At 69.2% G+C, this 11844-nt stretch carries 13 protein-coding genes; 10 read left to right on the forward strand and 3 right to left on the reverse strand.

The window, feature by feature from the left end; genetic code table 11:
* Positions 1-32 precede the first annotated feature (32 nt).
* The 7 genes from thiC (at position 33) to DDF67_RS00185 (ending at position 5360) form a co-directional block, all read left to right on the forward strand.
* Positions 33-1871 (forward strand): phosphomethylpyrimidine synthase ThiC, encoded by a 1839-nt coding sequence (thiC, locus tag DDF67_RS00160; protein ID WP_109098959.1) that lies wholly within the window; start codon positions 33-35, stop codon positions 1869-1871.
* A gap of 83 nt (positions 1872-1954) precedes the next feature.
* Complete coding sequence (locus DDF67_RS00165) at positions 1955-2467, forward strand: AAA family ATPase (protein WP_158277962.1); 513 nt, start codon at positions 1955-1957, stop codon at positions 2465-2467.
* Positions 2464-2625: a hypothetical protein gene (locus tag DDF67_RS25410; RefSeq protein WP_154112548.1), complete on the forward strand. Its 162-nt coding sequence runs from the start codon at positions 2464-2466 to the stop codon at positions 2623-2625. The genes DDF67_RS00165 and DDF67_RS25410 overlap by 4 nt, the downstream gene beginning before the upstream one ends.
* Positions 2626-2645: 20 nt before the next feature.
* The gene (locus tag DDF67_RS00170; protein ID WP_109098961.1) at positions 2646-4019 is read left to right on the forward strand and encodes a S41 family peptidase; all 1374 of its coding nucleotides are present in this window, start codon (positions 2646-2648) and stop codon (positions 4017-4019) included.
* 80 nt (positions 4020-4099) lie between these two features.
* A complete protein-coding gene (locus DDF67_RS00175) occupies positions 4100-4453 on the forward strand; it encodes a DUF1428 domain-containing protein (protein ID WP_109098962.1) in 354 nt (117 codons plus the stop codon).
* A 46-nt stretch (positions 4454-4499) separates the two neighbouring features.
* Positions 4500-4901, forward strand: a complete 402-nt coding sequence (locus tag DDF67_RS00180; protein ID WP_109098963.1) for a hypothetical protein — start codon at positions 4500-4502, stop codon at positions 4899-4901.
* A 69-nt stretch (positions 4902-4970) separates the two neighbouring features.
* Positions 4971-5360: a hypothetical protein gene (locus DDF67_RS00185; protein ID WP_109098964.1), complete on the forward strand. Its 390-nt coding sequence runs from the start codon at positions 4971-4973 to the stop codon at positions 5358-5360.
* A 291-nt stretch (positions 5361-5651) separates the two neighbouring features.
* On the opposite strand, the gene msrB is transcribed toward DDF67_RS00185, so the two are convergent.
* Positions 5652-6131: a peptide-methionine (R)-S-oxide reductase MsrB gene (gene msrB / locus DDF67_RS00190; RefSeq protein WP_109098965.1), complete on the reverse strand. Its 480-nt coding sequence runs from the start codon at positions 6129-6131 to the stop codon at positions 5652-5654.
* A gap of 66 nt (positions 6132-6197) precedes the next feature.
* On the opposite strand from msrB, the gene DDF67_RS00195 reads away from it, so the two are divergent.
* Together DDF67_RS00195 and DDF67_RS00200 are read left to right on the forward strand one after the other, a co-directional pair.
* Positions 6198-6518 carry a heavy metal-binding domain-containing protein gene (locus DDF67_RS00195; RefSeq protein ID WP_058349561.1) on the forward strand — a complete coding sequence of 107 codons (321 nt, stop codon included), beginning with the start codon at positions 6198-6200 and terminating at the stop codon, positions 6516-6518.
* Positions 6518-7096, forward strand: a complete 579-nt coding sequence (locus tag DDF67_RS00200; RefSeq protein WP_109098966.1) for a type 1 glutamine amidotransferase family protein — start codon at positions 6518-6520, stop codon at positions 7094-7096. Before DDF67_RS00195 ends, DDF67_RS00200 begins: the two co-directional genes overlap by 1 nt.
* 18 nt (positions 7097-7114) lie before the next feature.
* Here DDF67_RS00200 and DDF67_RS00205 read toward each other — a convergent pair whose 3' ends face one another.
* Both DDF67_RS00205 and DDF67_RS00210 read right to left on the reverse strand, forming a co-directional pair.
* The gene (locus DDF67_RS00205; RefSeq protein WP_109098967.1) at positions 7115-7588 is read right to left on the reverse strand and encodes a GlcG/HbpS family heme-binding protein; all 474 of its coding nucleotides are present in this window, start codon (positions 7586-7588) and stop codon (positions 7115-7117) included.
* Positions 7585-11388: a LamG-like jellyroll fold domain-containing protein gene (locus DDF67_RS00210; RefSeq protein WP_109098968.1), complete on the reverse strand. Its 3804-nt coding sequence runs from the start codon at positions 11386-11388 to the stop codon at positions 7585-7587. Before DDF67_RS00210 ends, DDF67_RS00205 begins: the two co-directional genes overlap by 4 nt.
* Before the next feature lie 288 nt (positions 11389-11676).
* Here DDF67_RS00210 and DDF67_RS00215 point away from each other — a divergent pair.
* Positions 11677-11844 (forward strand): biotin carboxylase N-terminal domain-containing protein (locus DDF67_RS00215; RefSeq protein WP_146197916.1); only part of this gene is annotated, 168 nt, incomplete at its 3' end.

Here is an 11844-nt window from a genome sequence, read left to right on the forward strand (position 1 = left end):
CGGGTCTCTTCAGTGCTTGAGGAGCCCGCAACATGAACGCTCAAACCCCCATCGTTCCAGCGACCGGCGACGTCGCCACCGGCCCCGTGCCGGGATCGCGCAAGGTCTACCAGGCCGGCGAGATCTTCCCCGACATTCGCGTGCCGTTCCGCGAGGTGGCTGTCCACCCGTCGGCCAATGAGCCGCCGGTGACGATCTACGACCCGTCCGGCCCGTATACCGACCCGAACGCGATCATCGACATCGCCAAGGGCCTGGACCGCGCCCGCGACGCCTGGGTGGTCGCCCGCGGCGACGTCGAGGTCGTGGCCAACCCGCGCGAGGTCAAGCCCGAGGACAACGGCTTCGCCCAGGGCAAGCACCTGGCCCCGCAGTTTCCCGACAATGGCCGCAAGATCTTCCGCGGCACGCAAGGCAAGCTGGTCACCCAGCTGGAATACGCCCGCGCCGGGATCGTCACCGCCGAGATGGAATATGTCGCCATCCGCGAGAACCTGCGCCGCGAACAGACCCGTCCGTGCGTGCGCGACGGCGAGGACTTCGGCGCCAGCATCCCCGACTTCGTGACGCCCGAGTTCGTGCGCCAGGAAGTGGCCCGCGGTCGCGCCATCATCCCGGCCAACATCAACCACGGCGAACTGGAGCCGATGGCCATCGGCCGCAACTTCCTGGTCAAGATCAACGCCAACATCGGCAACTCGGCCGTGCTCGGCACCGTCGCCGAGGAAGTCGACAAGATGGTCTGGGCCACCCGCTGGGGCGCCGACACGGTCATGGACCTGTCGACGGGCCGCAACATCCACAACATCCGCGACTGGATCATCCGCAACAGCGCCGTGCCGATCGGCACCGTGCCGATCTACCAGGCGCTCGAGAAGGTCGGCGGGGTCGCCGAGGACCTGAACTGGGAAGTCTTCCGCGACACCCTGATCGAGCAGGCCGAGCAGGGCGTCGACTACTTCACGATCCACGCCGGCGTGCGCCTGCCGTTCGTTCCGATGACCGCCAAGCGGGTGACCGGCATCGTGTCGCGCGGCGGCTCGATCATGGCCAAGTGGTGTCTGGCCCACCACAAGGAGAACTTCCTCTACGAGCGCTTCGACGAGATCTGCGAGATCATGCGCGCCTACGACGTGTCGTTCAGCCTCGGCGACGGCCTGCGTCCGGGCTCGACCGCCGACGCCAACGACGAGGCCCAGTTCAGCGAGCTGCGCACCCTGGGCGAGCTGACCAAGGTGGCCTGGAGCCACGGCGTGCAGGTGATGATCGAGGGGCCGGGCCACGTGGCCATGCACAAGATCAAGGCCAACATGGAAGAGCAGCTCAAGCACTGCCACGAGGCCCCCTTCTACACCCTCGGCCCGTTGACCACCGATATCGCCCCTGGCTACGACCACATCACCTCGGCGATCGGCGCGGCCATGATCGGCTGGTTCGGCACGGCGATGCTCTGCTACGTCACGCCCAAGGAGCACCTGGGCCTGCCCGACCGCAACGACGTCAAGGTGGGCGTGGTCACCTACAAGCTGGCCGCCCACGCCGCCGACCTGGCCAAGGGCCATCCCGGCGCCTCGATGCGCGACGACGCCATCAGCCGGGCGCGCTTCGAGTTCCGCTGGGAGGACCAGTTCAACCTCGGCCTCGACCCCGAGACCGCCCAGGCCTTCCACGACGAGACCCTGCCCAAGGAGGCGCACAAGACCGCGCACTTCTGCTCGATGTGCGGCCCGAAGTTCTGCTCGATGAAGATCAGCCAGGAAGTCCGCGACTTCGCTGCCGCCCAGGCGCCGAACACGGCCGAGCTTGGGATGGCCGAAATGAGCGAGAAGTTCCGCGAGCAGGGGTCTGAGATCTATCTGAAGACGGAGTAGGCGCGGCTTTCCAAAAGTCGTTCTTGCGATGAAGCTGACGGGGCCCGGTTCTCAGGAGCCGGGTCCTTGTCATGTGGAGGCTCATGCCGACCGTCCTGATCATCGCCGGGCCGAACGGGGCGGGCAAAACGACTTTCGCCAACGCCCTGCTGGCGCGTCGCGTCGAGCCCTTCGAGTTCGTCAACGCCGACGAGATCGCTCGCCGGATGCATCTGCCATCCCTGGATGCGGGGACGGACATGCTGGCGGGACGGCAGATGCTGAGTCTGCTCGACACGCTGACGGCGGAAAGACGAGACATAGCGCTGGAGACGACGTTAGCCAGCCGTTCGTATGCGCGCCGGATCGGGCGCTGGCGAAGCGATGGCTATCGTGTGGAACTGGTTTATCTGCGGCTGCCCACCGTTGAGGACTCGCTAGCCCGCGTGCGACGGCGGGTCGAGATGGGCGGCCATGACATTCCGGAGCACGATATCCGGCGTCGATTTCCAAGAAGCCTTGTGTATCTCGAAGAGATCTACAAGCCGCTCGTCGACGCTTGGCAGGTGTGGCTGAGTGGCGAGGAGGGGTTGGAACTGCTAGATTCATCGACATGACCCAGCGCACCGACATCAAGCTTGTCGAGGAGGCCTTGAAGGAGGCCGCCTGGAAGGCGCGTCACGGCACGCGCGAGGAGCGGGCGGGCAAGTTCCTAGGCAGGCAGGCGGCGGTCGAAAAGGCGGTCGCGGTGCTCCAGAAGAAGTCCGGCGACTAGGTTCGGACCTGACGGGCGGCATGAAGATCCTGGCCGGCGCAGCCCTGATCGCGGGATTGCTCGTCGCCGCGCCCGTCGCGGCCGCTCAGGCCGATTTCCATCCCGTCGTTGAAGCCGGCTCCGTCCCCAAGCCCCTGCAAGGTGTCTGGAAGTCTCGGGGCTACGGCTGGGTCGTGCTGTTCGAGGCCGGCGGGCCGAGCCTGTATCACCTCGCCGGCGACGACTGCTGGCGCGACCCCCGGCCCGAAGCGGACCCGGACGGGGTCCTGAAACTGTGGCGGCCCGGCGGCGCCGCCATCGAGACGGCGGGCGAGCCCGACGGCACGGTCTATCGCTTCGATCGGTTGAAGGCCTTGCCGGCGGCCTGTTCCAACACGCGGCCCTGGACGCCTCAGCGCAGGCTGGCCGTCGTCGCCGACACCTTCGCCGCCTACTACCCGCTGTCCGATGAACGGGGCCTCGACTGGACCGCCCGGCGGCGCGAGGCTTTCGTGGCCCTGGGGCCGGCGCCCGACGACGCGGCGCTGTGGAAGGCGCTGGGCGTGCTGCTGCGCGGGATCGACGACGCCCACGTGGCGCTCGACGGAGTGATCGGCGGCCAGCCGCGCACCCGGCGCTTCGGCGAGGCGGCGGCGGTGATGCGCGCCAAGGCCGCGCCTGGCGGCGAGGCGGCCTGGGGGCGGGCCTGGCGGGCGCAGGTGCTTGCCGCGCCGCTCCTGGGGTCTTCAGGGGGCCGCGAGGCGGCCGGCGGCCGGATCCTGTGGGGCCGCAAGGGCGAGGTCGGCTATCTGGCCGTCACCGCCATGGGCGGCTTCGATCCCAGGGCTGGCGACGACGACACGGCGCTGCTCGACGCCACGCTGGACGAGGCCATGGCCGCCTTCGCCGGCGCCGAGGCGGTGATCCTCGACGTCAGCGACAATCGCGGCGGCTACGACGTCATCGCCCGCCGGATCGCCGCCCGCTTCGCCGACCGGCGGCGCGTGATCGGCTCCAAGGTCGCGGTCGGCGGCGACGGCGCGGCCCAGCCGCTGTTCGTCGCGCCGTCGGAACGTGCGCGCTATCTGGGCCCCGTCTGGCTGCTGACCAGCCAGGTCACGGTCAGCGCCGGCGAGACCTTTAGCCTGTCGATGCGGGCCTTGCCCAATGTCCGCCACGCGGGCGAGGCGACACGCGGGGCGCTGTCGGACCAGCTGCAGAAGCCGTTGCCGGACGGCTGGCGCTTCGCCCTGCCGGCCGAGGTGCATCGCGAGGCCGGCGGGGCGGTGGTCGAGGGCCGGGGGATCGCGCCGCAGGTTCCGATACCGGTCTTTCCGCTGGGCGACCCGCCCATTGACCCGCAAGGCCACGCCAGGGCCCTGGGCCGCCTGCTGGAGTTGATCGGCGGGCGCTGAATTTTTTCAGAGCGTCCCTGTCGGGCCTCTCCGCGTTGAAACGTCCTAGGGGGCCAACAACGATCCAAGGGAGGATCCCCATGACCTATGTCGACGGTTTCGTGGTCGCCGTGCCCAAGGCCAATGTCGAGCGCTACAAGGAGATGGCCACGCTGGCCGGCACGATCTGGATGGAGCTGGGCGCGCTGTCCTATGTCGAGGCCCTGGCCGACGACGTGCCCTATGGCGAGCTGACCTCGTTCCCCCGCGCCGTCCAGCTGAAGGACGACGAGGTGACGGTGTTTTCGTGGATCACCTACGAGAGCAAGGCCAAGCGCGACGAGGTGATGGCCAAGGTGATGGAGGACGAGCGCCTCAAGCCGTACATGGACAACATGCCGTTCGACGGCAAACGCATGATCTTCGGCGGCTTCGAGACCATCGTCGAGCGCTGAACCCCCTGCCGTGGAACGCCGGCGACCCGGCCGGCATTCCACGGTCATGCTCGAACTGATCCTCGACCTCTGCAACCTCGTCGGCGGCTTTCTGCTGGCGATCGGTCTCCTGGCCTTGCTGCCCCGGGCGGGCGACGACCTGGGGCGCTTCGCTGGGCGGCTGGCGCCGTTCGGCTGGATCGTCGGTATCGCCGCCCTGGTCTGCGGCGGCTACTTCCTGATTGTGCATCTGGTCTCGGGGCCGCACGTCTTCCATTTCGAGATCGTCGGCCTCGCGGTCGGCGTCCTGTTGCTGTGGGACCGCTTGAGAGCGGGCGCGGTGGCGCGGCGCCTGGGCGGGTCCGGCGAACTGCCGGCCAGCGGCTCGCGGGGCGCCGGGCTGGTCTTGGCGATCTTCGGGATCATCGCCATGATCGTCGGGTTGCAGGGACTCCTGACGCCCGATTGACGGGTAACGACCGCTTAAGGGGCGAGGCGCAGACTCCGGGGCCAGAGCGATGCGGTCAGGGAGGCCGTCATGTCGTCTACCGTCACGTCCAGCACGCGTCGCTTCAGCGACCATTTCGAGCCGCAGGACATCGATCCCCAGGAGCAGCGCCGCCTGCGCGGCCACCTCGAGCAGATCGACTACACGGCCTTTCTCTCCAATCGCGAGATCATGGCCCAGACCCTGGGTCGGCTCGACGCCGGCCATTTCCAAAAGCTGGCCGTAACCACGGCCCAGGCCCGAGCGCGCTGGGCGGCCATGGCGCTGGCCATCGGCCAGTCGGGCCGCGCGCCGGACGCCGCCGAGGTCGAGAAACTGGCCGCCCTGCGCCTGGCCTATGACGAACTGTCGGCCGCCTACGAGGCGCTGCGCCGGATGGTCGAGCGCGGCTACGTCGCCTACGGCCCCGCGGCGTCCTGAGCGGTCGGTTTCTGGGAAAACGGGTTCGCGTCGGGAGAAGACTGGGGGGAAGGAGCCTTCTCCCGACGCGTCCGCCATGGAGCGCTGCAACCCTGCCGGAGGTTGTGCGCGGGCGGTTCGGGCCGTCGCCTAGGGAGCGCCGTCCGAGCGAGTCGCCGCACCTGCGGCCTCGGATCGACCATGCTCTTTATAGTTGTGCCGGGCAATCCATTTTTTCCACCGGGGGTCGAAGTTCCGCAGAGGAAAGCTTTGCCTTGTATCTGGGCGCCCCGACGAGAGGCGCCCCGCCGTCTAGGGCAGATGGTCGCCGCGATGCAGCGGGTCGGGCAGGGGATCGCCGGTCTTCACGAACTGCAGCGACACCGAGTTGATGCAGTAGCGCAGCTGAGTCGGCGCCGGGCCGTCCGGGAAGACGTGGCCCTGGTGGCTATCGCAGCGGGCGCAGCGGGTCTCGATGCGCACCATGCCGTAGGAGGTGTCGCGCACGGCCTTGACGTGGTCCTCGTCGAACGGGGCGTAGAAGCTGGGCCAGCCGGTGCCGCTCTCGAACTTGGTCTCGTGCTTGAACAGCGGCAGGCCGCACAGCCGGCAGCCGTAGACGCCGGGGCTCTTCTCGCCCAGCAGGCCGCCGCAGAACGGGGCTTCGGTGCCGTGGTGCAGCAGGACGCGCGCCTCCTCGGCGGTCAGGTCGGCCTCCAGGCGCTCGCGCTCGGGCTCGGTAGGCGGGGTCAGGTCGAAACCTGTGGAAGAGAGGGTGGCGGCTTGGGTCATGCGTGCCAATCTAGGGGCTCGCACGGCCCGCCGGTAGGGCAGGCCGCATCAAGGGACGGGAACCGCATGATCACCTCGACCACTCCGTACGTCGCCGAACGCGAGACCGTGGCCACCCTGGGCGTCGTCTCGGGCGAGGCGATCATCGGCGCGCACATCTTCCGCGACCTGTTCGCCGGCATCACCAACATCATCGGCGGCCGCGCCGGCGGCTACGAGAAGGCCCTGCGCGAGGCCCGCGACATCGCCCTGCAGGAAATGATCGACGAGGCCCGCCGCCAGGGCGCCGACGCCGTGGTGGGTGTTGATCTCGACTACGAGGCCCTGGGCGCCGACAACGGCATGCTGATGGTCACCGCCGCCGGCACCGCCGTGAAGCTGCGCTGATGACGATCGCCGTCGCCTTCCTCCAGCCCGGCTGGGCCGACTGGGAAGCCGGTCCCGTGCTGGCCTCCCTGCGCGAATATTTCGGCGTCCAGATCGAGATCGCCACCCCCACGGGCGATCCGGAAACCTCGATCGGCGGCATACTGGCCGCCGCCGACTACCGGTTCGACGATCCGGTGCTGTCGGACGCCGACGCCTATCTGCTGATCGGCTCTGACGCCTGGCAGGGCTACGAGAACGACGCGGTGTTCAGCCTGCTGCGCCAGGCCCACGCCGACGGCAAGATCGTCGCCGGCATCTGCGGGGCGACGATCGCCCTGGCCAAGGCCGGCCTCTTGGCCGGCAAGGCCCACACCTCCAACGGCAAGGACTGGCTGGCCGAGCAGGCCCCGGGCTACGCGGGCGCCGAAGGCTATGTCGAAAGCCCTCGCGCGGTGGTCGACGGCCGGATCGTCACCGCCGCCGGCTCGGCCCCGGTGACCTTCTCGGCCGAGGTCACGCGCCTGATCGCGCCAGAAGCCTCCGAGCGCCTCGACGGCTACGTGGCGATGTTCGCCCGGGAGTTCGGGGAGGGCTGAGGCTTTCTGAGGCGGTTCCTACTTCACCGCCGCCGCGCCCGCCCGGGCCAGGACGCCGTCCTGCTCGGGCGTGGCCCCGGCCACGCCGACCGCTCCGACGATCCGGCCCTCGACCAGCAGCAGCTCGCCGCCCTCGATGGCCAGGGCGCCGTTGGAGATGGCGTTGAGGTTGCCGCCCTTGACCGCGTCCTGGAACGCCTTGGTCGGGCGGCGATAGGCGGTGGCGGTCTCGGCCTTGCGGCGCGAGACCTCGGGGGCCGAGTACGAGGCCCCGTCCATCTTCCACACCAGCACCGGCTGCCCGTTCGGCTCGACCACCGTGATGGTCACGGCCACGCCGCTCTTCAGGGCCTCGGCCTCGGCGGCGGCGGCCACGGCCTTGGCCTCCTTCAGCGTGACATTGCGGCCGTAGGGTTCGGCCGCCCAGGCGGTGGAGGCCGCCAGCAGGCCGGCGGCGATCAGTGCGGAAGCACTCAGGATGGGGCGGATCATGGCAGCTTCACCTCGTCGTTGAGGGCGGTGATCTGCGGCTGGTCGCTGACGATGCGCAGGCGCAGTTCCGACGGCCTGGCGCCGGCCGGGATCTTCAGGCGGGCGGCGTGCACCTTCGGCAGAAGGTCCTTGGGCGCGGCCAGGGCAGGGACGGCGACACTGGCCAGCACCTTGCCCGCGGCATCGACCAGCTCCAGCTTCGAAGCCTTGGCGTCCTGGGCGCCCAGGCTGTGGACCTTGGCCGTGATCATCGAGCCCTTCACGCTCACGTCGCCGCGGCCGATGCCGAGGTCGGCGCGCCGGGCGGGATCGTCGCCGGGCGTGGCCAGCGCCATGTCGATGATCGTCGTCTGGCCCGGCGCCAGCACGACGGTGACGGCCTTGGTGCGCTCGAAGGCGACCTGCCGCGTCTCGCCCGCACCGTCGATCACGTCGTCGCCCGTGGTGTCGACGCCCTGCGTCAGGGTCCACTGGCCCGGCGCGACCATCCAGCCGGTCATCGTCGCCGTCACCGGCTTGTCCGACAGGTTGTAGGCCACGACCTTGAAGCCCTTGGCCGCGCCGTCCCTGACCAGGATCGCCACGTCCTCACCTTTCGCGCCGTCTTCGAAGCGCCAGCTGACCAGGTGCCCCGGGTTCATCTGGCCGCGCTTGTTGGCGATGCCGCCCAGGCGCGAACGCTGCAGCACGTCGGACGGGATCTCCACCCGGTCCGACCACCAGTGGCCCTCGGTGTGCATGTACATGTGCTGGTCGGCCCACTGGATCTCGTCGGCATAGGCCTTTTCGAGCCAGGTCTTGTCGCCGGTCAGGCTCCAGGCGGCGAAGCGCTCCATGGCCCCGCCCCTGGCGGCCGACTTGACGATCGCGTCCTTGTTGGCCTCGCCCAGGTTCAGCATCGACAGGGCGTTGTCGTTGAGGTCGTTGAGCGACTTGATCCCGTTCTTGCCCATCCGCCACTGGATCGGCGCCAGGTACTTGGCCTCGCCAGTCCAGCGCCAGGCCTGCCAGAAGATCTGGAACGGCCCGCTGGCCCCCGAGCCCTGCAGCACCGTGCCGCCGCGCTCGGCGTCGGTGCGCCAGTTGATCTCGTTGGGATAGGAGCCGTCGGGCTTGACGTGCGCCAGATAGCCGTCGGCCAGGCCCAGCACGATGTCGCGGGCGGTCTGGTCGCGGTTGTAGTCGCCGATCAGGATCGCCGGGTGCGCCACGCCGAACGAATAGGGCTTCTGCCACTCCCACGGGCCTTCGCGGTACGAGATCGAGCCGCTGTACCAGTTGGTGTTGAAGTGGACGTGGCCGGCCGGATTGCGATCGATGATCCTGGGCAGGGCCTTCACCGTCGTGAACAGCCGCTCGACGGCCAGGGGATCGCCGTAGTCGAGATACATCGCCTCGCTGTTGGAGTTGATGCCTTCCTCGTAGGCGTGCAACTCGTCCGTGGCGATGGTCGACAGGCCATTGGTGAACATGCCGTTGCGGTAGACCGCGTCGGTCAGCAGGTTCAGCGAGCCCCTCACCTTGTCGGGATCGACGCCCATCAAGGCCAGGCCCGGCCACTGTTGCAGGAGGTCGGTGTCGTCCGACAGGCCGCCGCCGAAGTCGCCGTAGGGAACCTGGCGCTCGTCGATCCACCAGTTGATGAACTTGGCCACCCGCTTGAGGTCTTCCGTCTGGCGGAAGGCCCACAGCGGAACCCCCGCCGGCGCCTTGGGCTGCTCGAAGGCCGGCCAGCCCTGGCTGCCATAGGTGATGTCGCCCCAGTACTCGCGGCCTTCCTTGTGGTCGGGCTCGACGCGCAGCAGGTCGGAGATGTCGGCATAGAGGCGGCGATAGAGGCCCTGGCGCTTGGAGGTGGTGTGCTCCTCCACCAGGAAGGCCCAGTTGTCCTTCACCTGGTTGAAGCGGTCGGCCACGTGCTCGGCCCTGGCCTCCTCGCGGGCCTTGAACACCAGCCGCACCTTGGCGCCGTCCAGGGCCTTGGGGCCGAACTCGGCGCTGTCGGCGGCGATGGTCAGGTACAGGCTGTCTGCCGTGAGAATCCGGTCGCGCAGGTCCAGCCACAGGGTGCGGGCCTCGCCCGCCTTCACCGAGACCGAAACGTCGATCATGTTGCGGCCCGGCCAGATCGGGTCCTTGACCTGGATGTTCAGCGGGATCGTGGTTCCCGCAGCGCCGGGCAGGGCGGGGATGTCCAGCGCGACGCCGTCCAGGCCGTCGCGGGCGTTCTCCCAGCCATAGGCCCAGTTGCGGGCCAGGGCTTGCGCGGCCGGGGCGTCGCCGAAGCCCGACGGGATCATCACGTGGACGATCGGCAGGCCTTTGGCGGTGAGGTCGGCGGCCGGGCGCTTGCGCTGCGGGGCCGCATCGGGGATGGCCACCACCGTCGCCCGCTCGCCGGCCGGGAAGCGCCCGGCGACATAGGCGTTGAGGTCGGAGAGGTTCAGATAGTCCGGCGCCACCTCGGCGCGGACCGTGTAGCTCATCTTGAAGACGCCCGCGGGCTCCTTGCCGGCGCTGACGTCATAGGCCCAGATCTCCTGGATCGGGGTTTCCTGGTCGGTGTTGGTGAAGGTCAGCACGCCGCCCTTCAGCGGCTGGGCCAGGGTGGTCACCGAGCGGTAGAGGCCCTTGGGCCGCACGCCGACCTTTTGGCCCTTCTCACCGGCTCTCGCCGCCCAGGTCAGGTCGCCATAGGCCGGGCCCTGGATCTCCAGGCGGCTGATCGGCTCGTCGGGCAGGGCCAGGGTCAGGGCCTTGCCGCCCTCGACATAGGTGTTCCAGTCCGGCAGCGGGAAATAGTCGTCGCGGCCTTCAAGGCGCGAGCGGTTGTAGACGCCAGGCCAGGTGGTCTCGGGGATGCCGTCGTTGGCCCGCCACATCCATTCCTTGATGTCCTTGGCGTCGGCGAACTCGACCTTGCGGATGCGGGTGGCCGGATCGGTCAGCAGGGGCGGGGCCTCGCCGGTCCAGCCATGGCGCAGACGCCAGGCCGCGCGCGTGGCCGGATCCTCCAGCGTCGGAACCGGGGCGGCCGCGGCGGGCGCCGCGTTGCGGGCGAGAGCCGCGATGCCGGCCCCGTCCAGCGCGCGGTCGTAGACGCGGATTTCGTCCAGGTCGCCGCCGCGCAGGAAGTTGTAGCGGCTCTGCACCTGGTGCGGGGCGATCACCCGGCCGGCGATGCCGAACTGATCCAGGCCCGCGTCATAGACCCGCCTGGCCTCCTTCCTGGCGACCGGCTTGCCGTCGATGAACAGCTGCACGCCGGTCTGCTCGTCCCAGGTGAAGGCCAGGTGCGTCCAAGCGTCAGCGGCGGGCGGCTTGTCCAGCTTGAACGAGACGCGGGTGCGGGCCAGGCCGTTGTCGGTGACGAAGGCGTCGAAGCCGGAGCCGTTCCAGTCGATACGCAGGAACGCCATGTCCCAGCTGGTGTGGTCGGCGTAGCCGACGCGGAAGATCACGAACGGCGCGACGCCCACGGGATATCCCGAGCGCCAGAAGAACGACAGGGTCCCGCGCTGGGCCTGGATGTTGCCCGGCGCGTTCCAGGCCAGGATCCCGTCGTCCTGGGCCGACAGCGCCGGTCCGGTCTTGCCGGTGGGGATCACCGCCACCTTGTCGGCGAAGTTGGGAACGGCGTCGCCGGCGGCGTAATCGGCCTTCAGGCCGTTGTCGCCCGAGACATGGAAGAGGAGGGCGGGCTCGGCCGCTGCCGCGTCGGCCGCCCCGGCCGCCCCGGCCGCCCCGGCCGCAACGAGAACCGAGAAGGCCGAGGCCACAAAAAGCGCCTGCTTTACCACGCGTCACTCCCTGGTCGTTCTTATTGGAAACCGGTGTCATGGCTCCTGCGACGCTTTTAGCGCGACCGGCCCGCGTTGCAAACCGGCCTTGGCCTGTTACGCCTTACGGGTGGGTGTGCCGAGCGAGATGCTCCCCCTAAGGGGGAGCTGTCGCGAAGCGACTGAGGGGGAAGTGGTCTGTGAACCAGCAGCCGCTTCGACCTCAGCAGATACTTCCCCCTCCGGCCCTCCGGGCCGCCTCCCCCTTCGAGGGGAGGATCTGCAAAGACCAACCGTCCGAGGCCGCCGATGTTCACGAAGATCCTGATCGCCAACCGGGGCGAGATCGCGGTGCGGGTGATCAAGACGTGCCGGCGGTTGGGGATAGCCACGGTGGTGGTCTATTCGGACGCCGACGCCGACAGCCTGGCGGTGGAGATGGCCGACGAGGCCGTGCACATCGGGGCCTCGCCGGCC

The sequence above is a fragment of the Caulobacter endophyticus genome (genome assembly GCF_003116815.1).
Lineage (GTDB): Bacteria > Pseudomonadota > Alphaproteobacteria > Caulobacterales > Caulobacteraceae > Caulobacter > Caulobacter endophyticus.